We start from the raw sequence: 21,963 nt of genomic DNA, 5'->3' as shown, positions 1-21,963 counted from the left end.
AAGGGACCCGCTCGTGAGACAGCACCAAAGATCGACCCGCCTGTTCGGCTCGTTGCTGCTCGTCGCCGCGGCCGGCTTCTCCTCCGTGGCCGCCGCGCCCGTCGGTGATGGCGCGACGCGGGAGGCGGCCGCGGCCACCACGCCGACCCCGCTCGGGCAGGTGATCCCGGCGCCCGCGTCCGCCGACCCGGGCGGATCCCCGTACGAGATCAACTCCAAGACCCGCATCCGGGTCGACGACGACTCGCGTGACGCGCACCGGATCGGCAGCTATCTGGCGGGCGTCCTGCGCCCCTCCACCGGCTACCCCCTGAAGGTCACCGACGACGAGGGCCGCGACGGCATCCGGCTCCGGCTGAGTTCCAAGGACAAGTCCCTGGGTAACGAGGGCTACCGCCTCGAGTCCAAGAGTGGCTCGCTCACCATCACGGCCCGCAAGCCCGCCGGGCTCTTCTACGGCGTGCAGACGCTGCGGCAGCAACTGCCCGCGGCCGCCGAGAAGAAGACGAAGCAGAAGGGCCCCTGGCTGGTCGCGGGCGGCACCATCAAGGACTCGCCCCGCTACGAGTACCGCAGCGCCATGCTCGACGTGTCGCGGCACTTCTTCTCGGTCGACAAGGTCAAGCGCTACATCGACCAGATGTCGCTCTACAAGGTCAACAAGCTGCACCTGCACCTGAGCGACGACCAGGGCTGGCGCATCGCCATCGACTCCTGGCCCAGGCTCGCGACGTACGGCGGCTCCACGCAGGTCGGCGGCGGCAAGGGCGGCTACTACACGAAGGCCCAGTACAAGGACATCGTCCGGTACGCGGCATCGCGGCAGCTCGAAGTGGTCCCCGAGATCGACATGCCGGGCCACACGAACGCGGCCCTCGCCTCGTACGCCGAGCTGAACTGCGACGGCGTCGCGCCCCCGCTCTACACCGGCACCGAGGTCGGCTTCAGCTCGCTGTGCGCCAAGAAGGCCGTCACGTACGACTTCGTGGACGACGTCATCCGCGAGATCGCCGAGCTGACTCCCGGCAAGTACATCCACATCGGCGGCGACGAGGCGCACTCCACGAGTCACGAGGACTACGTGGAGTTCATGAACAAGGTGCAGCCCGTGGTCGCCAAGTACGGCAAGACCGTGATGGGCTGGCATCAGCTGACCGGCGCCACGCCCGCCAAGGGCGCTGTCGCGCAGTACTGGGGCTATGACGCCACCGGCGCAGCCGAGCGCGAGCAGGTCGTGAACGCCGCGAAGAACGGCACCAAGCTGCTCCTCTCGCCGGCCGACCGCTCCTACCTCGACATGAAGTACAACAAGGACACCCCGCTCGGCCTCTCCTGGGCGGGCCTGGTCTCGGTGCAGCGCAGCTACGACTGGGACCCGGCAACGTACCTGAAGGGCGCGCCCGCGGACTCGATCCTGGGTGTCGAGGCGCCGCTGTGGTCGGAGACGCTCTCGACCTCGCAGCACATCGAGTTCATGGCGTTCCCGCGCTTGCCCGGCATCGCCGAGCTCGGCTGGTCGCCCGCATCGACGCACGACTGGGACACGTACAAGGTGCGGCTCGCGCAGCAGGGGCCGCGCTGGGACGCGATGGGCATGGACTACTACAAGGCCGCCGAGGTGCCCTGGCCCGGCAAGTAACCACGTAGGTGACATGAGAGTGGGCTCCCGGCCCGCGGCGGAGCCGCTGTTCAATGCAGCGTCCCGGGAGCCCACTCGGCTCATGAGGGTGTGTCCTACGCGATCGGGTTCTTCAGCGTCCCGACCAGCTGGAGCGCGCCCGCCGGGTCGGCGAGGTCCACCATCTGTTCGTTGTTCCGCAGCTGGAGCCGGTTCAGGCAGGAGCGCGCGAACTCCGGGGCGAACATGTCGTACTGCTTGAACTTGTCGGCCAGTTGAGGCGTGTCCTCCTGGTACGTCGTCACGCACTCGGCGACGGCGCCCCAGAACGTCTCCTCGTCCACCAGGCCCTCGGTGACGAGGTTCGCGGACAGGAAGCGCAGGAAGCAGTCGAAGACGTCCGTGAAGATCGACAGGAGCTTCTGGTCGTCGGGGACCTCGACCCGCAGCCGCTCGACCGCGGGCGGGAGCACCGCGTCCGGGTCCATGACCGCGATCTCCTCGGCGATGTCCTTGAAGATCGCCCGCTGGACGACGCCGTCCTTGAGGACCAGGATGACGTTCTCGCCGTGCGGCATGTAGACGAGGTCGTACATGTAGAAGCTGTGCAGGAGCGGCGTCAGGTAGGCGTGCAGGTAGCCGCGCAGCCACTCGGCAGGGGTGAGGCCTGAGCGCTCGATGAGGGCGCCCGCGAAGGACGCGCCCTCCAGGTCGGTGTGCAGGAGCGAGGCCATGGTGGCCAGTTGTTCGCCCTCCGCCAGCGAAGGGACGGGGCTCTCGCGCCACAGCGCCGCGAGCATTTTGCGGTACGGGGAGTAACGGTCGGTGGCGGCCTCGTACTCCAGGTGCCGGTAGCCGACGGCCGCGCGCTCGCGGATGATCGTCAGGCCGGTCGACTTCAGGGTCTCGTCGGTGTCGATGAGGTGCGCGAGCCAGTCGTTGATCGCCGGGGTCGCCTCCATGTACGCGGCCGAGAGCCCGCGCATGAAGCCCATGTTGATGACCGAGAGGGCCGTTTTGACGTAGTGCTTGGCCGGGTCGCTCTTGTTGAAGAAGGTACGGATCGACTGCTGGGCGAGGTACTCGTCGTCACCCTCGCCCAGGCACACCAGGTGCCGCTGGGCGACCTCGGCGGCGAAGGTCACCGACAACTTGTTCCACCACTGCCACGGGTGCGCCGGGATGAGGAGGTAGTCGTCCGGGTCCAGGCCCTGCTCACGCAGTTTGTGGTCGAAGCGGTCCAGGGTCTCCTGGCCAAGTTCGGCCCGCAGGAACGACTCGTAGTCGATGCCGGCGCCCGCCGTGAACGCGGCCCGCTCCTTGCGCGCGGCCAGCCACACGAGCCGTACGGGGCTCGCGGTCTCGGGGGCGTACGAGAGGTACTCGTGGACGCCGAAGCCGAGCCGGCCGTTGTTGGCGACGAAGCAGGGGTGGCCCTCGGTCATGCCCGTCTCGATCTCCTGGAAGCCGGAGCGGGAGAGCTCGGCGGCCGGGATCGCGGGCTTGGTGAGCTTGTAGCAGGTGCCGGAGAGGGTGGAGGAGATCTCCTCCAGGTAGACCGGCAGGATCTCGTCGCTCAGGCCGAGGGCCGTACGCAGCTCGATGAAGAAGTCGAGGGCGTTCAGGGGGAGTTCGGTGCCGTCGCGGTGCCGGGAGATCGAGTCGGCGTCGACCTGCCAGTGGTCGAGCCGCAGCCGCTTGGCGGTGAAGCGGTAGCGGGTCAGGGCGTCGTCGCTGCGGATGACGTATTTGTCCTCGCCCAGCGGCTCCGGGGTGAAGAGTCGCTCATGGGAGAACTCGGCGATGGCTTTGCGGATGAGGAGGCGGTTGGCCTGCTCCCAGCGCTCGGGGGAGAGGTGCGCCGTTGCGTCGGACGGGGTCATATCGCCGTTTCCCTTTCGCGTACTGCTTGTTCGCTCTGACTTTCGAAGAACTGCTCGCGGGTGCAGAAGCTCAGGAGAGCTTTCTTCTCCGGCTTCTGGATGACTTCGGCCGGCCGGAACCCGACGGCTTCGTTGAGGGCGTGCACGGCCTTGTTGTCGACGTCCGGCTCGACCACGACGCGCGCGGTCGCCGGGTCCTCGAAGAGCGTCGCCATGACCTTGGTGATCACGTCCCGGGTGAAGCCGGGGATGCGCACGTCGGAGGGCGCGGTCAGGAAGTGCATGCCCACGTCGCCGGGCTGCGGCTCGTAGAGGCCGACGAGCTCGACGTATCGCGGGTCGTAGCGCTCCATCAGGAAGGCGGGGACGCCTTTGTGCAGGCCGATGAACGCGTCGTGGTGCTCGTGGGCGGCGATCGCCATGTACTCGCGCTCGACGTCCGGCAGCGTCGCGTCCTGCATCATCCAGAACGAGGCCTTGGGGTGGGTGACCCAGCCGTGCAGGAGTTCCGCGTCGGCCAGGGGGTCGAGGGGGCGCAGGGTCAGGTCTGCGGTGTTGGTCATACGGCGAACTCCTGGAACGCGATGGACTTCTCGACGGGGTAGTACTCGGCGCCGAGCAGCTCACCGATGATGTACGCGTTGCGGTACGGGCCCATGCCCAGGTCGGGGCTGGTCAGCGAGTGGGTGTGCACGGCGCCGTTCTGCAGGAAGATGCCGCGGCCCGTGGTGTCGATGGAGTAGTTGCGGGCGACCTGGAAGCGGCCGCGGCCGTCCCAGCGGATCCTGTCGCGCACGGGCTCAAGGAAGTCGGGTGTGACGTACTGGTAGCCGGTGGCCAGGATCAGGCCCTCGGACTCCAGCTCGAAGTCCTTGCCCTGCTCGTCCTGGTGCAGGCCGAGCGTGTAGGTGCCGTTCTCGTGCCGGGCGCTCTGCAGCGAGGAGTTGGTGAGCAGCCGCGTCGGCACCGGGCCGCCGAGGTTCTTCTGGTAGAGCAGGTCGAATATCTCGTTGATCAGGTCGCCGTCGATGCCCTTGAAGAGCGTCTTCTGCTGTTCCTGGAGGCGGTAGCGGGTCGCTTCCGGCAGTGCGTGGAAGTAGTCGACGTACTCCGGAGAGGTCATCTCCAGGGTCAGCTTGGTGTACTCCAGGGGGAAGAAGCGCGGGGAGCGCGTGACCCAGTTGAGCTTGTAGCCGTGGACGTCGATCTCGCTCAGGAGGTCGTGGTAGATCTCGGCGGCGGACTGACCGCTGCCGACGAGCGTGATCGACTCCTTCTTCTGGAGCTCCTGCTTGGACTGCAGGTAGCGGGAGTTGTGGATGAAGTCGCCGCCGAGGCCCGCGCACGACTCGGGGATGTGCGGCGGGGTGCCGGTCCCGAGGACGAGGTGGCGGGCGCGCAGGGTGTCGCCGGTGCTGGTGTGGACGACGTACAGATCGTCCGCGTACGTCACCTCGGTCACCGTCGTGCTGAAGCGGACGGAGGAGAGCTTCGCGGCGGCCCAGCGGCAGTAGTCGTTGTACTCGGTGCGCAGCGGATAGAAGTTCTCGCGGATGTAGAAGGAGTACAACCGCCCCGATTCCTTCAGGTAGTTGAGGAAGGAGTAGGGGGACGTCGGGTCCGCGAGGGTGACGAGGTCCGACATGAACGGGGTCTGGAGGTGAGCGCCCTCCAGGAACATGCCCGAGTGCCACTCGAAGTCCGGCTTGGACTCCAGGAAGAGGCCGTTCAGCTCGTCGATGGGTTCGGTCAGGCAGGCGAGGCCGAGGTTGAAGGGGCCAAGACCGATGCCGATGAAGTCCAGCGGTTCCATCGGGTCCCGTGGCTGTCGGTGATCAGGAAGCGCGGTCAAGGGTCTCTCCCAGGTACTGCTCGGCGTGGCCGGCGATCAGATCGAGGACGGCCGTGATGTCGGCGACCGTGGTCTCGGGATTGAGCAGGGTGAACTTGAGGTACTGGCGTTCGCCGACCTTGGTGCCCGCGACGACGGCGTCACCGGAGGCGAACAGCGCCTTGCGGGCGTACAGGTTGGCGCGGTCGATGGCGGACGGGTCGCAGATCGACTCGGGGATGTAGCGGAAGACGAGCGTGGAGAGCTGGGGCTCCACGACGACGTCGTAGCGGGGGTCGGCGGCGAGCAGCTGCCAGCCCTCGTCCGCCATGTCGCAGACGGAGTCGAAGAGCTCCCCGATGGCGTCGGCGCCCATCACGCGCAGGGTCATCCACAGCTTGAGGGCGTCGAAGCGGCGTGTGGTCTGCAGGGACTTGTCGACCTGGTTGGGGATGCGCTCCTGCACCATGCGGCGCGGATTGAGGTACTCCGCGTGGTACGTCGCGTGGCTCAGCGTCGACCGGTCCCGCACCAGGACGGCGGAGGAACTCACCGGCTGGAAGAAGGACTTGTGGTAGTCGACGGTCACCGAGTCGGCGCGGTCGATGCCGTCGATGAGGTGACGGTTCTTGCGCGAGGCGAGCAGGCCGCAGCCGTACGCGGCGTCGACGTGCATCCAGGTGCCGTACTGCTCGCAGAGCTCGGCGATCTCGGGGAGCGGGTCGATGGAGCCGAAGTCGGTGGTGCCGGCGGTGGCGACGACCGCCATGGGGGTGAGGTCGTTGTCGCGGCAGCGCTCCAGCTCGCGGGCGAGCGCGACGGTCTGCATGCGCTTGTTGTGATCGGTGGGGATGACGATCACGGCGTCCTCGCCGAGACCGAGCAGCGTCGCGGCTTTCTGGATGCTGAAGTGGCCGACCTCGGAGGCGAAGATGCGCAGCTCGCCGGCGGGCTTTCCGGCCTTGGCGGCTTCCTCGCGGGCGAGCAGCATGGCCTGGAGGTTGGACTGCGAGCCGCCGCTGGTGAACACGCCGTCGGCGGCCGGGCCGAGCCCGATGCGTTCGGCGGTCCAGTCGATGAGACGGCGCTCGATCAGTGTGCCGCCCGCGGATTGATCCCAGGTGTCGAGGGAAGAGTTGACGGCGGACAGCACCGCCTCGCCGAGCACGGCCGGGATGACGACCGGGCAGTTGAGGTGGGCGAGGTAGCGGGGATGGTGGAAGTACACGGCGTCGCGCAGGTAGAGCTCGTCGAGCTCGTCCAGGGCGGCGATGGTGTCGTGCAGGGGCTCATCCAGGTCTACGGCCTCGATGCGGGGCGCGAGGTCGTCGACGGAGACGCCGGTGAAGGGGCGTGAGGTGGTGGCGATTCTGGCCGCCACCCGCTCGACTCCCTCGGTCACGGAGCTGCGGTAACGCTCCGCGGTGGTGTCGTTGAGCAGGTGCGAGCGCATGAACTTCCTCTGGGTGAGGGGACTTGGGGGAAGTGAGGTAAGCCTAACCTAACTAACCCTGTGGATAAACCCAGGGGGTCCCTGTGGTCACCAAGAGGCAGGAAAACGGAACAGCCCTCTCCGGAATGCGGAGAGGGCTGTGCGGCAAGGGCTGTGGTGCGTGGCGTTCGGAGAAGCGGTCAGTCGGCCCCGGGAAGGGTCAGCTGACCTTCTTCGCCTTCTCGATCGCGTCGGCGAGGTCCTCGAGGATCGGGGCGCACTTGTCGTACGAGTAAATGGGCTCGGTGACGCGGGGGATGACCTGCCCGGCCTTGACCGCGGGCAGCTTCGCCCAGGTCGGCTTCTCGATGTCGGCGGGCTGGATGGTGGCGGTGCGGTTGTCCATCATGATGATGTCCGCGTCGTGCTTGTTGACGTTCTCCCAGCTCAGGTTCTCGAACCAGCCGCCGCTCGCCTTCTTGGCGGCCTCGGACGGCTCGACGAAGTTCACGCCGAGGGACTTGAAGTACTCCAGGTCCGCGGAGAGGTTCGTCCCGGAGACGTAGAAGATGTCCTGGCTCGCCGAGCCGACGAGGACCTTGATGTCCTTGTTCGCCTTGGCGACCTTGCGCAGCCGCTCGGCCGCGGCCTCGAAGCGCTTCTTCGCCTTGACGACCTTCTCGGCCTTCACGTCCGCGCCGAGCGACTCGGCGAGCGCGAGCAGGCGCTGGAGGGGCTCGGTCATCTTGCGGTCGTAGACACTGACGCCGACGCTCGGGGCGAGCTTGAGGATCTTGTCCTTGCTGTCCTCGGGCACGGACCAGAGGGTGCCCGCGGTGTCGAACATCGTGGAGACGAGGAGGTCGGGGGCGAGGCCCGCGTACTTCTCGATGTTGAACTTGCCCCACTCGTTGCCGAGGATCGTCACCTTGCTGACGTCCATGTCGCCGGCCTGGACGTCGGCCTTGCCGTCCTTGGTCTTCGTCGGGCCGAAGACGCCCTTGACCTCGATGCCGTAGTCGAAGAGGGCGGCGGCGACGCCGGTGAAGGCGACGATGTTCTTCGGGGTGCCCTTGGCCTGGGCGGTCTTGCCGCGGTCGTCCTTGAAGCTCCAGGGGCCCGAGTCGCCGGAGTCCGCAGCGCCCGAGTTGTCCTTCTTCTCGTCTCCGCAGGCTGCCAGCAGGGCCGTCAGGCCGAGGGCTCCGCCTGCGGCGAGAATGCCGCGGCGGGAGGGCTGGGGGAGGCGGGAGTGGGGCATGAGGGTCTCTGCTTTCGTGAGGACGGCGGCACGGTGGGGCCACTGGCCGGAACTAGCGCTTAGGTTAACCTAACCTAAGGTGCTGTCCAGTGGCCCCCGCGGGCGCCTTCCCCGACGCGGGGGTGGTTATCCCGCGAATCCCAGCTCCCTGGCGATCAGCATCCGCTGCACCTCGCTGGTGCCCTCGCCGATCTCCAGGATCTTGGAGTCCCGCCACATGCGGGCCACCGGATACTCGTTCATGAAGCCGTACCCGCCGTGGATCTGCGTGGCCTCGCGTGCGTTGTCGACGGCGACCGTGGAGGAGTAGAGCTTCGCGATCGCCGCCTCCTTCTTGAAGGACTCGCCGCCGACGAGTCGCGACGCCGCGTCCCGCCAGCCGACCCGGGCCATGTGCGCCCGCATCTCCATGTCGGCGATCTTGAACTGGATCGCCTGATTCGCCCCGATCGGCTTGCCGAAGGCGTGCCGCTCCTTGGCGTACTTCACGGACTCGTCGACACATCCCTGCGCGAGGCCCGTCGCGAGCGCGGAGATCGCGACCCGGCCCTCGTCGAGGATCCGCAGGAACTGGGCGTAGCCGCGGCCCTGTTCACCGAGGAGGTTCGCCGCGGGGACCCGGACGTCAGCGAAGGACAGCTCGCGGGTGTCCGAGGCGTTCCAGCCGACCTTCGAGTACGGAGCCGCGACCGTGAACCCGGGCGTCCCGGACGGCACGATGATCGAGGAGATGAGCGGACGGCCGTCCGGCTTGCGGCCGGTGACGGCGGTGACCGTGACCAGGCCCGTGATGTCCGTGCCGGAGTTGGTGATGAAGCACTTGGAGCCGTTGATCACCCACTGGTCGCCGTCGAGCACCGCGGTCGTGCGGGTGCCGCCCGCGTCCGAGCCGCCGTCCGGCTCGGTCAGGCCGAAGGCGCCCAGGAGTTCACCGGAACAGAGCCGGGGCAGCCACTCGCGCTTCTGCTCCTCCGTGCCGAAGAGGTGGATCGGCATGGCGCCGAGCGAGACGCCCGCCTCCAGGGTGATCGCCACCGAGGAGTCGACCCGCGCCAGCTCTTCCAGCGCGATGCCGAGGGCGAGATAGTCGCCGCCCATGCCGCCGTACTCCTCGGGGAAGGGCAGGCCGAACAGGCCCATGCGGCCCATCTCGCGGACGATCTCGTACGGAAACTCGTGCCGCTCGTACAGGTCGCCGATCTTCGGGGCGACCACCTCGTGCGCGAACTCCTCGACGGTGCGGCGGAGTTCCTCGTGCTCGGGGGACAGACGGTGGTCCATCGTTCTTCACTGCTCCTGGTGGGAGGTGCCCGACAGGGCACGGACGGTGCGGGACGGGCTGGGTCGGCCCAGTTGTTCGGCCATCCACGCGCTGGTGGCGGTGAGCTTGCCGAGATCGACGCCGGTCTCGATGCCGAGGCCGTCGAGCATCCACACGAGGTCTTCGGTGGCGAGATTGCCCGTGGCGCTCTTCGCGTACGGACAGCCGCCGAGGCCGCCCGCCGAGGAGTCGACCGTGCGCACGCCGTGCTGCAGGGCGGCGAGGGTGTTGGAGAGCGCCTGGCCGTACGTGTCGTGGAAGTGCACGCCGATGCGGTCCGTCGGCACACCCGCTTCGTTCAACTGCGCGAGGAGGGCCAGCACATGGCCGGGGGTGGCCACGCCGATGGTGTCGCCGAGGCTCAGCTCGTCGCAGCCCATGTCGAGGAGGGCCTTCGCGGTGCGGACGACCTGGGCGATGGGCACCGGGCCCTCCCACGGGTCGCCGAAGCACATGGAGAGATAGCCCCGCACCCGCACCTCCTGCTCCCGGGCACGGGCCACGACCGGCTCCGACATGGCGAGCGCCTCGGCCATCGTTCGGTTCAGATTGGCCTTGGCGAAGGACTCCGTGGCGCTGACGAAGACGGCGACGCCGCGGACGCCGAGCGCCAGGGCGCGGTCGAGGCCCCGGTCGTTCGGCACCAGGACGGGGAGCTTGGCCACCCCGTCCCGTTCGAGGTCGCCCACCAGAGGGAACAGCTGCTCAGAGTCGGCCAGTTGGGGCACCCACTTGGGGTGCACGAAGCTGGTCGCCTCGACAGTCGTGAGGCCCGCTGCGGCGAGGCGGCGGATGAACTCCGCCTTGATCTCGGTGGGAACGACCGCCTTCTCGTTCTGCAGGCCGTCCCGCGCGCCCACCTCGTAGATACGGACGCGGGAGGGGAGGGCCTGGGCGGGGACGGTCATGGGGAGGCCGCCCGTCCGTGCGTCGGTGGTCATTTTGTGTCTCCCTCGGTCTCGTCGGGGATCACCACGGCCAGGATCTGGTCCATGGCGACGGTCGAGCCCGGCGTGACGTCGAGTTCGCTGACGGTGCCCGCGTGCGGGGCGGAGATGACGTGCTCCATCTTCATCGCCTCCACCACCAGGAGGCTCTGCCCCTGGGTCACGTGGTCGCCGGTGGACACCTTGACGACCGTGACCGTGCCGGGCATGGGGGCCGTGAGGGCGTCGGCCCCGCTGTGGGCGGCGCCGGTCAGGCTCGCCGCCACGGGGTCGAAGTCCTGGACGTGCCAGGCGTCGCCGTCCCTGCCGAGCCAGTCGGCGGCGCGGTGGAAGGTGTGGGCGACGCCGTCCACATGGACCGTGACGCGGCCGGGCTGCACGGTGCGCGGGCCCGTGCCCGCGATGTGCGCGACGGGCTCGTGTCCCGGCACGCGCAGGTTGTGCGTCAGCGGGGCGGGAGTGCCGCCGAGGCGCCAGCTGCTCGGGGCCGAGAAGGGGTCACGCCAGCCGTCGCCGGTCGGTTCGAGGGCGGCGGTGCGGACGGCTGCCGCCGCTTCGTACACCTCGACGGGCACTCCTTCGGGGACGAGGCCGTCCGCCTCCCGCTCCACGAGGCCGGTGTCCAGCTCCCCGGACACCACCGCCGGGTGGGCGAGGAGGCGGCGCAGGAACCCGGCGTTGGTCGGTACGCCCAGGGTGACCGTCTCCGCGAGCGCGGCCCGCAGCTTGCGCAGGGCGGTCGGACGGTCGGGGCCGTACGCGATGACCTTCGACAGCATCGGGTCGTACAGACTCCCGACCTCCGTGCCCTCGCTCAGCCCGGAGTCGGTGCGTACGCCGTCGCCCTGCGGCTCGTGCAGCGCGAGGACCGTGCCGCCGGACGGCAGGAAGCCGCGGGAAGGGTCTTCGGCGCAGACGCGGGCCTCGATCGCGTGGCCCGTCAGCGTGATGTCGTCCTGCCCGTACGGGAGTTCCTCGCCGGCAGCGACCCGCAGCTGCCACTCCACCAGGTCGAGGCCGGTGATCAGCTCCGTCACCGGGTGCTCCACCTGGAGGCGGGTGTTCATCTCCATGAAGTAGTACGACGCCGGGTCCTTGCCCGGGACGATGAACTCCACCGTGCCCGCGCCCGCGTAGCCGCAGGAGCGTGCCGCCTGGACCGCCGCCTCGCCCATCGACGCACGCGTGGCCTCGTCGAGCAGGACGCTTGGGGCCTCCTCGATGATCTTCTGGTGGCGGCGCTGGAGCGAGCACTCGCGCTCGCCGAGGTGGATCACGTTCCCGTGGCCGTCCGCGAGCACCTGGATCTCGATGTGCCGGGGGCGGTCGATCCACCGCTCCACGAGCAGCGTGTCGTCACCGAAGGAGGACCGCGCCTCGCGCCGCGCGGCGGCGATCTCGTCCGCGAGCAGCGTGGCGTCCCGCACGAGCCGCATGCCCTTGCCGCCGCCGCCCGCCGACGGCTTGAGCAACACCGGCATGCCGATCTCCCGTGCGGCGTCGGCCAGTTGGGCGTCGGTCAGGCCGCTGCCCGATGAGCCGGGGACCACCGGGACCCCGGCCGCCTTCACCATCTCCTTGGCGCGGATCTTGTCGCCCATCAGGTCGATCGCCGAGGCGGGCGGCCCGATGAAGACGAGGCCCGCCTCCGTGCAGGCCCGTGCGAACTCCGCGTTCTCGGCGAGGAAGCCATACCCCGGGTGGACCGCCTGGGCGCCGCTGCGGGCCGCCGCCTCCAGGAGCCGCTCGGCCGAGAGATAGCTCTCGGCGGCCGAAGCCGGGCCGAGCCGCACGGCCGTGTCCGCCTCCCGCACATGCCGGGCGTCGGCGTCCGCGTCGCTGAACACGGCGACCGAGCGGACGCCGAGCGCCCGCAGTGTACGGATCACGCGGACCGCGATCTCGCCCCTGTTCGCGACCAGAACCGTGTCGAACATCGTCCCTCTCCCCGGGGTGGTCCCTTGCTGGAAGTCGCTCAGCCGGAAGTCGCTCATCGTCCGCCCCTCACATCCGGAAGACGCCGAAGCCGGGTTCACCCAGCGGGGCCTCGGCGCAGGCGGTCAGGGCGAGACCGAGGACCTGCCGGGTCTCCATCGGGTCGATCACGCCGTCGTCCCACAGCCGTGCCGTGGCGTAGTAGGCGTTGCCCTGCTCCTCGTACTGGGCGCGGACCGGGTCCTTGAAGGCCTCCTCGTCCTGCGCCGACCACTCCTCGCCCCGCGCCTCCAACTGGTCGCGCTTGACGGTCGCGAGGACGGAGGCGGCCTGTTCGCCGCCCATCACCGAGATCTTGGCGTTCGGCCACATCCACAGGAAGCGGGGGGAGTACGCCCGGCCGCACATCGAGTAGTTCCCCGCGCCGTACGAACCGCCGATCACGACGGTCAGCTTCGGCACGCGCGTGCAGGCCACCGCCGTCACCATCTTGGCGCCGTGCTTGGCGATGCCGCCCGCCTCATAGTCCCGGCCGACCATGAAGCCGGAGATGTTCTGCAGGAAGACGAGGGGGATGCCGCGCTGGTCGCACAGCTCGATGAAGTGGGCGCCCTTCTGGGCGGACTCGGAGAACAGGATGCCGTTGTTCGCGATGATGCCGACCGGGTGGCCGTGCAGGTGGGCGAAGCCGGTCACGAGCGTCTGGCCGTACTCCGCCTTGAACTCGGCGAAGCGCGAGCCGTCGACCACGCGCGCGATGACCTCGCGGACGTCATAGGGGGTGCGGGAGTCCGTCGGCACCGCCCCGTACAGCCCGAGGGGGTCGACCTTGGGCTCTTCGACCGTCCGGACCGACCAGGGGAGTTCGCCGCGCTCGGGGAGCGTCGAGACGATCGTGCGCACGATCCGCAGCGCGTGCGCGTCGTCCTCCGCGAGGTGGTCCGTCACGCCGGAGACCCGGGAGTGGACCTCGCCGCCGCCCAACTCCTCGGCCGTCACGACCTCGCCGGTCGCGGCCTTCACCAGGGGCGGCCCGCCCAGGAAGATCGTCCCCTGATTGCGGACGATCACCGCCTCGTCGCTCATCGCGGGGACGTACGCCCCGCCGGCCGTGCACGAGCCGAGCACGGCGGCGATCTGCGGGACGCCCGCACCGGACATCCGCGCCTGGTTGTAGAAGATCCGCCCGAAGTGCTCGCGGTCCGGGAAGACGTCGTCCTGCATCGGCAGGAAGGCGCCGCCGGAGTCCACCAGATACAGGCAGGGGAGGCGGTTCTCCAGCGCGACCTCCTGGGCGCGCAGGTGCTTCTTCACCGTCATGGGGTAATACGTGCCGCCCTTGACGGTGGCGTCGTTGGCGACGATCACGCAGGTGCGCCCGGAGACCCGGCCGATGCCGGCGATGACTCCGGCGGCCGGCGCGTCCCCGCCGTACAGACCGTCGGCCGCGAGCGGTGCCAGCTCCAGGAAGGGCGAGCCGGGGTCGAGCAGGGCGTCCACGCGGTCGCGGGGCAGCAGCTTGCCGCGCGCGACATGGCGGGCGCGGGCCCGCTCGCCACCGCCGAGCCGTGCCGCCGCGAGCTTGGCCCGCAGGTCGTCGACGAGAGCGGTGTGCCCCGCCTCGTTCGTCCGCCATGCCTCGGACGCGGGATCAGCCGCGCTCGTCAGCACCGGTGCCTGCAGCATCAGTCGAGCCCCCTTGCTCGGTTAATGAGCGTTAACGCGTTTCCATCAGGTTAACGAGCGCTAACCGCCCTGTCTAGAATTGATTCCATGGCCACCAGAACCGACGCCCCCACCCGTCGCGAGCAGATCCTCAGAGAAGCCGCCAGGCTCTTCGCCGAGCGCGGCTTCCACGGAGTCGGAGTGGACGAGATAGGGGCTGCCGTCGGCATCAGCGGGCCCGGTCTCTACCGCCACTTCGCGGGCAAGGACGCGATGCTCGCCGAACTGCTCGTCGGCATCAGCGGGCAGCTCCTGACCGGCGGCAAGCGGTGTGTGGCCGACACGGACGGACCGCCGGAGCGGGTGCTCGACGCGCTCATCGAGGGGCACATCGACTTCGCCCTGGACGACCGTTCCTTGATCACCCTGCACGACCGCGAGCTCGATCGCCTGCGGGACACCGACCGCAAGCTGGTCCGCCAGCTCCAGCGGCAGTACGTGGAGATCTGGGTCGACGTCGTGCGCAAGGTCTATCCGGACCTCGCGGAGAACGCCGCCCGCGTCTGCGTGCACGCGGTCTTCGGGCTGCTCAACTCCACGCCGCACCTGAGCCGCCGCGACGCACTGCCCAGCCGCGGCGCCATGGCCCAGCTGCTGCACGGCCTCGCGCGCGGCGCCTTCGCGTCGGCCGTGGCGTGACGGGAGCGACAGGGCTTCTCTCTGGACGGTCCGGTGACCGGCGGGTAACGTTGCCCTGAGCAAGCGCTTAGTCCGTGCTTGGACCACAGTGAGCCGCTGGGGCCGTCGTAGCAGAGGGAGTTTTCCGTGCGCCGTACCGTTTTCAATGAGGACCACGAGGCGTTCCGGGAGACCCTGCGCGCCTTCATCGAGGCCGAGGTCGTCCCGGTCCACGAGGAGTGGTTCGCCGCGGGTCAGGTGCCGCGCGAGTTCTACTACAAGCTGGCCGAGCTCGGTCTGTTCGGCATCAACGTCCCCGAGGAGTTCGGCGGCGCGGGCCTGGACACCCACAAGTTCGAGGCCATCCAGTACGAGGAGACCGCCCGCGCGGGCGTCACCTTCGGCGGCTCCGGCGTCCACGTGCTGCTCGCCCTGCCGTACATCAAGGCGCTCGCCACCGACGAGCAGAAGAAGCGCTACCTGGAGAAGTTCGTCTCCGCCGAGGAGATGTGGGCCCTGGCGATGACCGAGCCGGGCACCGGCTCCGACCTCGCCGGCATGAAGAGCACGGCCAAGCTCTCCGAGGACGGCACGCACTACGTCCTGAACGGCTCCAAGACCTTCATCACCGGCGGCGTGCACGCCGACCGCGTGATCGTCTGCGCCCGTACGTCGGCGCCCACCGCCGAGGACCGCCGTTACGGCATCTCCCTCTTCGCCGTGGACACCAAGTCCGAGGGGTACTCCATCGGCCGCAAGCTCGACAAGCTCGGCCTGAAGACCTCTGACACCGCCGAGCTCGCGTTCGTCGACGTCAAGGTCCCCGTCGAGGACCTCCTCGGCGAGGAGAACAAGGGCTTCTACTACCTCGGCAGCAACCTCCCCTCCGAGCGCTGGGGCATCGCCTACGGCGCGTACGCGCAGGCCAAGGCCGCCGTCCGGTTCGCCAAGGAGTACGTCAAGGACCGCACGGTCTTCGGCAAGACGGTCGCCTCCTTCCAGAACACCAAGTTCGAACTGGCCGCCTGCCAGGCCGAGGTGGACGCCGCCGAGGCCGTCGCCGACCGCGCTCTGGAGGCCCTGGACGCGGGTGAGCTGACCGCCGCCGAGGCCGCGTCCGCGAAGCTCTTCAACACCGAGGTCGCGCACCGCGTCATCGACAAGTGCCTCCAGCTGCACGGCGGCTACGGCTTCATGAACGAGTACCCCATCGCCCGCCTGTACGCGGACAACCGCGTCAACCGCATCTACGGCGGCACCAGCGAGGTCATGAAGATGATCATCGCCAAGAACATGGGCCTGTAAAGACCGCCCTGTAGAACTGGATTCATGAACAAGGCACTTGAGTCACTCCTCGATCTGCTCGACCTGGAGCAGATCGAGGAGGACATATTCCGGGGCGTGAGCCGTTCGGCGCTCGTCCCGCGCGTCTTCGGCGGCCAGGTGGCCGCCCAGGCGCTGGTGGCGGCCGGACGCACCGTCCCCGCCGACCGGCCCGCCCACTCCCTGCACGCGTACTTCCTGCGCGCCGGGGACCCGGGCGCGCCCATCGTCTACACCGTCGACCGGATCCGTGACGGCCGCTCCTTCACCACGCGCCGGGTCGTCGCCGTCCAGCACGGGCAGCCCATATTCCACCTCTCCGCGTCGTTCCAGACGTACGAGGAGGGCCTGGAGCACCAGACGGGGATGCCGTCGGCCCCCGACCCGGAGACGCTACCGACCGCCGCCGAGATGTTGCCGCGTCATCTCCCCTCACACGTCGCCGAGCGCCTGATCGAGGCCCGCGCGGCCGTCGACCTGCGCTACGTGGACGCGCCGCCCTGGGCCACGGTCGGGCAGCCGCGCGAACCGCGTTCCCAGGTGTGGTTCCGCACGAACGGCAAGCTCGACGACGGCATCGACCAGTCCCTGCTGCACGTCTGCCTCGCCACCTACGTCTCCGACATGACGCTCCTCGACTCGGTGCTGCTCGCGCACGGCCGGGGCGGCTGGGCGGTCGGTGACGTCGTCGGCGCCTCGCTCGACCACGCGATGTGGTTCCACCGCCCCTTCAGGGCCGACGAATGGCTCCTGTACGACCAGGAGTCGCCCTCGGCGTCCGGCGGGCGCGGACTCGGCCAGGCGCGGATCTGGACCCAGGACGGGCAGCTCGCGGTGACGGTCATCCAGGAAGGCGTCGTTCGCGTTCCTCGCTGATCGGACATACCGTCCGATACATGAGTGAGCAACCGTCAGAGGGCGGGGGCGAGAACGGCGGCGAGAACGGCGAGAGCACCTTCACCGTCATCGTCGCCGCCGTCGCCAACCTCGGGATCGCCGTCGCCAAGGCCGTGGCCGGTGTCATCAGCGGGTCGAGCGCGATGCTCTCCGAGGCAGCGCACTCGCTGGCCGACACCGTCACCGAGGTGCTGCTCCTCACCGCCCTGAAGCGGAGCGAGAAGCCCGCCGACGAGGACCACCCCCTGGGGTACGGCCCCGAGCGGTACATCTGGGCGATGCTCGCGGCCGTCGCCACCTTCGTCGGCGGCGCCGTCTTCTCGATCTACGACGGGCTCCACACCCTGGTGGCGGGCGAGGAACTCGGCGACCCGCTCATCTCGTACATCGTGCTCGCCATCGCCTTCCTCCTTGAGGGCTACTCGCTGCGCACCGGCGTCAAGCAGGCCCGCGGTGAGGCGGCGCGCTTCGGGGCGTCCTTCGGGCGCTATCTGCGGCACACGCCCGACACCGCCGTGAAGGCCGTCGTCCTGGAGGACTCCGCCGCCCTGGCCGGGCTCGTGCTCGCCGCGGGTGGACTGCTCGGCGGGCAGCTCACCGGCTCCGGCGTGTGGGACGGCGTGGCCTCGCTGTGCATCGGCGCGCTGCTCCTGTACGTCGCCTGGGTGCTCGGACGCAGCAACGCGCAGCTCCTCATCGGACGGCCGCTGCCGAAGCCGATGCGCGAGGAGATCCGCGAGGTGCTGCTCGCCTCCGAGCACATCGAGGCCGTCCTGGAGCTGACGACGCTGCTCCAGGGGCCGCGCGAGGCGCTGGTCGCCGCCAAGGTCGACTTCCGGGACGCCTCCACGGCGGCACAGATCGAATGGGCCTGCGAACAGGCCGAACGGCGGCTGCGGGAGCGCTTCCCTGGCGTACGACGCGTCTACCTGGACCCCACGCCGGGGTTCGCCCAGCGGCGCACGGAAGGGCTCAACCCGTGGCCGTGACTCAAGGAGCCGGCGTGAGACCCGCGGCGTCCAGCAGGTAGGCCGTCATGGGGTCGTAGAAACGCGGGCTGGTGACGTGGTCGTCCAGCGGGACCGTCACCTGGACGGTGCCCTCGGCCTCGCCGATGAACAGCGCCGGGTCGTTGCAGTCCGCGTACCCGACGGAGTCGACGCCGCGCTGGCCCGCACGTCCGGCCCACCCGTGGTCGGCGACGACCAGGTCGGGCAGCGGACGTCCCTCGCGCTCCAGGCCGTCCAGGATCGCGTTCATCGGCTCGGGGGAGTGCGTGTGCCAGAGGGTCGCGCCGCGCTCCAGCATCGCGACGTCCGCGAACTGGAAGACCATGCCCTCGTCGGCGGTGAGGCCCTCCGGGATGACGACGACCTCGCAGCCGGCCGCGCGCAGGGCCGCCGCTGTCGCGCGGTGCACGTCGAGCAGGCCCCCGGGGTGGCCGGTGGCGAAAAGGACCCTCTCCTTGCCGGCCGCCGCCTTGCGCAGGCGCGCCGCCATCCGCTCCAGGGCGTCGACCGTCAGCTCGGGGTCGATGGTGTCCTGCCCGTGCCGGTACTCGGCGTCGTCGATCACACCGCACCGCTCGGCCATCACCGCGAGGACGTCCTGCTCGTCGGTCCAGCGGTCACCGAGCTCCAGACCGAGCCAGTAGTGACGGTCGCCGTTCGCGAGCTTCCTGTAGTGGCTGAGGTTGTTCTCGCGCGGCGTGGCGACATCGCCCGCGATGCGGGAGCGTACGAGGTGATCGACGAGCGCGGCACGGCTGGGTATGGGCATGGGTCCCATTGTGCCGTCGGTGACCGCGCGGTGGCGGGCTGTCCCGAAGCCTGGACCTGTGATGTACGCTAAGCGCTTTTCTTTGGCGGGGGCGATCGTTCGCTGCCTGCGGGCCCGCTGTGGCTTGTCGCGCAGTTCCCCGTGCCCCCTTCGGGGCGCCTCCTAGCGCCCTCTGCCCAGCGCGAACCACAGCTCCATGCGGACATCGGGGTCGTCCAAATCTACCTCCAGGAGCGCCCCGCACCGCGTGATGCGCTGGCGGACCGTGTTGCGGTGGACCCCCAGTGCCGTGGCCGTGCGGTCCCAACTGCCGTGCAGGGAGAGCCAGGTGCGCAAGGTTTCGGTGAGCGCCCCGCCGGCGTCGAGCGGAGCGAGCAGCACGCGCGCGTGGGCCGCGGCCTCGGCGGGCGACACCAGCGCCGCGATGCCCGCTTCCCGGTGCCGGACGAGCGGTGCGCGGTTGGCCTCGGCGCGGCGCAGTGCGCGGCACGCCTGGGCGTCGGCGGCGGGCAGGTTCCCGGGGGCGGCGGGGGCGGAGGCACCCAGGGTCCAGCCCGGCTCCCCGGTGAGCTCGCGGTCGGCGGGGAGCAGCAGCCGTACGAGGCCCTGGCCCGCGTCCGCGTCCACCAGGCCGCTGCCCAGCGCGGCGGCCAGCGCGGAGGCGGCCACGGAGTGCGCCACCGGGTCGTCGCCGGCTTCCCCGCGCGCGTGCACCACGGTCCACTCGTCGGCCCCCAGGAGAGGCGCGACATCGCCCACCGCCGAGCCGAGCAGCAGCCGTACGAGAGCCGCCGACCGTACGGAATCGGCGGCGCCCTGGTGCTTCCCGGTCAGGAGGGAGAGCAGCACGACGGCCACCCCGGTGATGGTGTGGTCCCCCGGCTCGCGCTGCTCGGCGGCGACCCCGAGCGCGAACCCCTGCCCGCCGCCCAACGCGTACGCGGCCAGGTGGGCGCCGCCCACGGAGTCGGTGGCGGAGGCGGGGGCGGGGCCGGGCCGCCCCGAGGGACGTACGACTTCGGAGAGCGCGCGCACCGCCTGCCGCGCCCCTGCTCCCGGCGCCGTTCCCGCCGTGTGGAGCACCGTGCCGTCCGGGGCGTAGAGCGCCGCCCAGCCGCTCAGACGGGCCGCCAGCTGACGGAGGACCGCGGGCACCGGATCAGGGCGCGCGGCGGCCGTGGCGAGGCCCTGCTGTGCCTCGGTCACGCGGCGCAGCTCGGCGTGCCTGGCCTCCGCCACCAGCTGCCACACCGCGCGGGCGACCCCGCTGAACGTCGTGCGCGGAGGCACTTCGAGGAGCGGCAGGCCGTAGTGGTCGCAGGCCGTCACCAGGGCGCGCGGCACGGTGTCGTGCACGGGCGCGACGCCGAAGCCGAGGGCCGCGCCGCCCGCCTCGACGATCCGCGCCACGTAGTCGTCCAGGTACACGCCCGCGCCCACCGGGTCGCTGATGTGCACGCCCGCCGTCAACAGCAGCTCGCCGCCCAGGAGGTACGGATACGGGTCCGCCATCTCCGAGGTGTGCACCCACTGGACGGCGGCCCCGCTCTCCCCGGCGTCGGGGCCCGCGATCTGGCGCAGGCCCAGATCCTCCCGGGCCAGGAGCGCGGTCAGCGGGACCGGCGGAGTCGGGGGAGTGATGGGAGGGGCGGCGGGGTCCGGCACGGTGGATGTTCCATCCATATCGATCACGGGGAGTGGATGAAACGTACACTTCAGCGTTGCTTTCCGGCCACCTAAGGTCGTGCCGACCCCAGGCCGCGGGTACGGGCGGATGTCCCCGCGGGCCGGTCGTTGCCACCCCCCCCCACCCCATCTGCACGACACGCCACCGAGGTGCGCGAAGGAGGGCCCTATGGCCGTCGACTACACAGTGATCGTCGTCTATCTCGCCGGCATGCTCGCGATGGGCTGGTGGGGCATGCGCCGCGCCAAGTCCAAGAGCGAGTTCCTGGTCGCCGGACGCCGCCTCGGACCGTGGATGTACTCCGGGACCATGGCCGCCATCGTCCTCGGCGGCGCCTCCACCATCGGCGGTGTCGGCCTCGGCTACCAGTACGGGCTCTCCGGTGCCTGGATGGTCTTCACGATCGGTCTCGGGCTGCTCGCGCTGAGCGTCTTCTTCTCGGCGCGCATCGCCCGGCTGAAGGTCTACACCGTCTCCGAGATGCTCGACCTGCGCTACGGCGGGCGCGCGGGCGTCATCTCCGGAGTGGTCATGTGGTCGTACACGCTGATGCTCGCGGTCACCTCGACCATCGCGTACGCCACGATCTTCGACGTCATCTTCGACATGAACCGCACGCTCGCGATCATCCTCGGCGGCTCGATCGTCGTCGCGTACTCGACGCTCGGCGGCATGTGGTCCATCACGCTCACCGACATGGTGCAGTTCGTGGTGAAGACCATCGGCGTGCTGCTGCTCCTTCTCCCCATCGCCGTCGTCAAGGCGGGCGGCTTCAGCGAGATGAAGGCCAAGCTGCCCACCGAGTACTTCGACCCGCTGGGCATCGGCGGCGAGACGATCTTCACGTACGTCCTGATCTACACGTTCGGGATGCTCATCGGGCAGGACATCTGGCAGCGCGTGTTCACCGCGCGCAGCGACAAGGTCGCCCGTTACGGCGGCACCGTCGCCGGTACTTACTGTCTCGTCTACGCGATCGCGGGCGCCGTCATCGGCACGGCGGCCAAGGTCATGTACCCGAAGCTGCCGAGCGCCGACGCGGCCTTCGCGACCATCGTCAAGGACGAACTGCCCATGGGTGTACGGGGTCTCGTGCTCGCCGCGGCGCTCGCCGCCGTGATGTCCACGTCCTCCGGAGCGCTCATCGCCTGCGCGACCGTCGCCAACAACGACATCTGGTCGCGGCTGCGCGGGGTCGTGAAGTCCGACGGGGCGGGCGACGAGCCGCACGACGAGGTGAAGGGCAACCGCCTCTTCATCCTGATCATGGGCATCGCCGTCGTCTGCATCGCCATCGCCCTCAACGACGTGGTCCAGGCGCTCACCGTCGCCTACAACCTGCTCGTCGCCGGTCTGCTCGTGCCGATCCTCGGCGGACTGCTGTGGAAGCGCGGCACCGCCGAGGGCGCGCTGGCGGCCGTCGTCGCCGGTGGGCTCTCCGTCGTCGGGCTCATGTGGGGATACGGAATCCTCGCCAACGAGCCCATCTACTACGGCCTGTTGATCTCCCTGGCCGTGTACGTCGTCGTCTCCCTCGCCACGAAGCCGACCGACGCCCGGGTCCTCGCGGCCTGGCGTGAGCGGCTCGCGGGCCGGGGGTCCGAAGAAGCGGAACCGGAAACACCGGTGGCCGTCTAGTTCTCCCGCGCGGCCCACTGCCGACACCACTGTCAGTGGGCCGCGCGACACTTGTCCCAGCAGCAACGCAG

Annotated in this window: 17 protein-coding genes; 6 read left to right on the top strand and 11 right to left on the bottom strand. The window is 69.8% G+C overall.

What is annotated here, in order from left to right; genetic code table 11:
- The first annotated feature begins 13 nt into the window (after window positions 1-13).
- A complete protein-coding gene (locus ACZ5U5_RS09870; RefSeq protein ID WP_469018720.1) occupies window positions 14-1,639 on the top strand; it encodes a beta-N-acetylhexosaminidase in 1,626 nt (541 codons plus the stop codon).
- A 95-nt stretch (window positions 1,640-1,734) separates the two neighbouring features.
- Here the strand turns inward: ACZ5U5_RS09870 and ACZ5U5_RS09865 are convergent, their stop codons facing one another.
- From ACZ5U5_RS09865 to ACZ5U5_RS09825, 9 genes are all read right to left on the bottom strand, one after another.
- Window positions 1,735-3,501: an IucA/IucC family protein gene (locus ACZ5U5_RS09865; RefSeq protein WP_469018717.1), complete on the bottom strand. Its 1,767-nt coding sequence runs from the start codon at window positions 3,499-3,501 to the stop codon at window positions 1,735-1,737.
- A complete protein-coding gene (locus ACZ5U5_RS09860; RefSeq protein WP_469018714.1) occupies window positions 3,498-4,064 on the bottom strand; it encodes a GNAT family N-acetyltransferase in 567 nt (188 codons plus the stop codon). The genes ACZ5U5_RS09865 and ACZ5U5_RS09860 overlap by 4 nt, the downstream gene beginning before the upstream one ends.
- A complete protein-coding gene (locus ACZ5U5_RS09855) occupies window positions 4,061-5,314 on the bottom strand; it encodes a lysine N(6)-hydroxylase/L-ornithine N(5)-oxygenase family protein (RefSeq protein WP_469019396.1) in 1,254 nt (417 codons plus the stop codon). Before ACZ5U5_RS09855 ends, ACZ5U5_RS09860 begins: the two co-directional genes overlap by 4 nt.
- Before the next feature lie 22 nt (window positions 5,315-5,336).
- Window positions 5,337-6,785 carry a pyridoxal phosphate-dependent decarboxylase family protein gene (locus ACZ5U5_RS09850; RefSeq protein WP_469018711.1) on the bottom strand — a complete coding sequence of 483 codons (1,449 nt, stop codon included), beginning with the start codon at window positions 6,783-6,785 and terminating at the stop codon, window positions 5,337-5,339.
- 199 nt (window positions 6,786-6,984) lie between these two features.
- A complete protein-coding gene (locus ACZ5U5_RS09845) occupies window positions 6,985-8,022 on the bottom strand; it encodes an ABC transporter substrate-binding protein (protein ID WP_469018708.1) in 1,038 nt (345 codons plus the stop codon).
- 126 nt (window positions 8,023-8,148) lie between these two features.
- On the bottom strand, window positions 8,149-9,303 hold the full coding sequence (locus ACZ5U5_RS09840; protein ID WP_469018705.1) for an acyl-CoA dehydrogenase family protein: 1,155 nt from the start codon (window positions 9,301-9,303) through the stop codon (window positions 8,149-8,151).
- A gap of 6 nt (window positions 9,304-9,309) precedes the next feature.
- On the bottom strand, window positions 9,310-10,284 hold the full coding sequence (locus ACZ5U5_RS09835) for a hydroxymethylglutaryl-CoA lyase (protein ID WP_469018702.1): 975 nt from the start codon (window positions 10,282-10,284) through the stop codon (window positions 9,310-9,312).
- The gene (locus tag ACZ5U5_RS09830) at window positions 10,281-12,227 is read right to left on the bottom strand and encodes an acetyl/propionyl/methylcrotonyl-CoA carboxylase subunit alpha (protein ID WP_469019393.1); all 1,947 of its coding nucleotides are present in this window, start codon (window positions 12,225-12,227) and stop codon (window positions 10,281-10,283) included. Before ACZ5U5_RS09830 ends, ACZ5U5_RS09835 begins: the two co-directional genes overlap by 4 nt.
- Before the next feature lie 67 nt (window positions 12,228-12,294).
- Entirely contained in the window at window positions 12,295-13,911 is a 1,617-nt protein-coding gene (locus ACZ5U5_RS09825; protein ID WP_469018700.1) for a carboxyl transferase domain-containing protein, read from the bottom strand.
- An 87-nt stretch (window positions 13,912-13,998) separates the two neighbouring features.
- Here ACZ5U5_RS09825 and ACZ5U5_RS09820 point away from each other — a divergent pair, with 87 nt between their 5' ends.
- The 4 genes from ACZ5U5_RS09820 to ACZ5U5_RS09805 all read left to right on the top strand — a co-directional run bounded on the left by ACZ5U5_RS09820 (window position 13,999) and on the right by ACZ5U5_RS09805 (window position 17,777).
- On the top strand, window positions 13,999-14,589 hold the full coding sequence (locus ACZ5U5_RS09820) for an SACE_7040 family transcriptional regulator (protein ID WP_469018697.1): 591 nt from the start codon (window positions 13,999-14,001) through the stop codon (window positions 14,587-14,589).
- A gap of 126 nt (window positions 14,590-14,715) precedes the next feature.
- Window positions 14,716-15,873 (top strand): acyl-CoA dehydrogenase family protein, encoded by a 1,158-nt coding sequence (locus tag ACZ5U5_RS09815; protein WP_365816767.1) that lies wholly within the window; start codon window positions 14,716-14,718, stop codon window positions 15,871-15,873.
- Between the two features lie 24 nt (window positions 15,874-15,897).
- The gene (locus tag ACZ5U5_RS09810) at window positions 15,898-16,767 is read left to right on the top strand and encodes an acyl-CoA thioesterase (RefSeq protein WP_469018692.1); all 870 of its coding nucleotides are present in this window, start codon (window positions 15,898-15,900) and stop codon (window positions 16,765-16,767) included.
- A 20-nt stretch (window positions 16,768-16,787) separates the two neighbouring features.
- Window positions 16,788-17,777 carry a cation diffusion facilitator family transporter gene (locus ACZ5U5_RS09805; RefSeq protein WP_469018689.1) on the top strand — a complete coding sequence of 330 codons (990 nt, stop codon included), beginning with the start codon at window positions 16,788-16,790 and terminating at the stop codon, window positions 17,775-17,777.
- A gap of 1 nt (window position 17,778) precedes the next feature.
- On the opposite strand, the gene ACZ5U5_RS09800 is transcribed toward ACZ5U5_RS09805, so the two are convergent.
- Both ACZ5U5_RS09800 and ACZ5U5_RS09795 read right to left on the bottom strand, forming a co-directional pair.
- On the bottom strand, window positions 17,779-18,576 hold the full coding sequence (locus tag ACZ5U5_RS09800) for a phosphatase (protein WP_469018686.1): 798 nt from the start codon (window positions 18,574-18,576) through the stop codon (window positions 17,779-17,781).
- A gap of 153 nt (window positions 18,577-18,729) precedes the next feature.
- Window positions 18,730-20,250: a PucR family transcriptional regulator ligand-binding domain-containing protein gene (locus ACZ5U5_RS09795; RefSeq protein WP_469018683.1), complete on the bottom strand. Its 1,521-nt coding sequence runs from the start codon at window positions 20,248-20,250 to the stop codon at window positions 18,730-18,732.
- 172 nt (window positions 20,251-20,422) lie between these two features.
- On the opposite strand from ACZ5U5_RS09795, the gene ACZ5U5_RS09790 reads away from it, so the two are divergent.
- Window positions 20,423-21,892, top strand: a complete 1,470-nt coding sequence (locus ACZ5U5_RS09790) for a sodium:solute symporter family protein (RefSeq protein WP_469018680.1) — start codon at window positions 20,423-20,425, stop codon at window positions 21,890-21,892.
- Window positions 21,893-21,963: the final 71 nt, after the last annotated feature.

The sequence above is a fragment of the Streptomyces sp. NPDC033177 genome (assembly GCF_055577715.1).
The sequence above is the reverse complement of the archived record's forward strand: the minus strand, read 5'-3'. Positions and strand labels throughout refer to the sequence as shown.

Excerpts from the sequence above, each read along its gene's own strand:
- ACZ5U5_RS09865 (WP_469018717.1), bottom strand. The coding sequence starts at position 3,501 with ATGACCCCGTCCGACGCAACGGCGCACCTCTCCCCCGAGCGCTGGGAG.
- ACZ5U5_RS09810 (WP_469018692.1), top strand. The coding sequence starts at position 15,898 with ATGAACAAGGCACTTGAGTCACTCCTCGATCTGCTCGACCTGGAGCAG.
- ACZ5U5_RS09790 (WP_469018680.1), top strand. The coding sequence starts at position 20,423 with ATGGCCGTCGACTACACAGTGATCGTCGTCTATCTCGCCGGCATGCTC.
- ACZ5U5_RS09795 (WP_469018683.1), bottom strand. The coding sequence starts at position 20,250 with ATGGATGGAACATCCACCGTGCCGGACCCCGCCGCCCCTCCCATCACT.
- ACZ5U5_RS09850 (WP_469018711.1), bottom strand. The coding sequence starts at position 6,785 with ATGCGCTCGCACCTGCTCAACGACACCACCGCGGAGCGTTACCGCAGC.
- ACZ5U5_RS09830 (WP_469019393.1), bottom strand. The coding sequence starts at position 12,227 with ATGTTCGACACGGTTCTGGTCGCGAACAGGGGCGAGATCGCGGTCCGC.
- ACZ5U5_RS09860 (WP_469018714.1), bottom strand. The coding sequence starts at position 4,064 with ATGACCAACACCGCAGACCTGACCCTGCGCCCCCTCGACCCCCTGGCC.
- ACZ5U5_RS09835 (WP_469018702.1), bottom strand. The coding sequence starts at position 10,284 with ATGACCACCGACGCACGGACGGGCGGCCTCCCCATGACCGTCCCCGCC.
- ACZ5U5_RS09800 (WP_469018686.1), bottom strand. The coding sequence starts at position 18,576 with ATGGGACCCATGCCCATACCCAGCCGTGCCGCGCTCGTCGATCACCTC.
- ACZ5U5_RS09845 (WP_469018708.1), bottom strand. The coding sequence starts at position 8,022 with ATGCCCCACTCCCGCCTCCCCCAGCCCTCCCGCCGCGGCATTCTCGCC.
- ACZ5U5_RS09825 (WP_469018700.1), bottom strand. The coding sequence starts at position 13,911 with ATGCTGCAGGCACCGGTGCTGACGAGCGCGGCTGATCCCGCGTCCGAG.
- ACZ5U5_RS09840 (WP_469018705.1), bottom strand. The coding sequence starts at position 9,303 with ATGGACCACCGTCTGTCCCCCGAGCACGAGGAACTCCGCCGCACCGTC.
- ACZ5U5_RS09855 (WP_469019396.1), bottom strand. The coding sequence starts at position 5,314 with ATGGAACCGCTGGACTTCATCGGCATCGGTCTTGGCCCCTTCAACCTC.
- ACZ5U5_RS09820 (WP_469018697.1), top strand. The coding sequence starts at position 13,999 with ATGGCCACCAGAACCGACGCCCCCACCCGTCGCGAGCAGATCCTCAGA.
- ACZ5U5_RS09805 (WP_469018689.1), top strand. The coding sequence starts at position 16,788 with ATGAGTGAGCAACCGTCAGAGGGCGGGGGCGAGAACGGCGGCGAGAAC.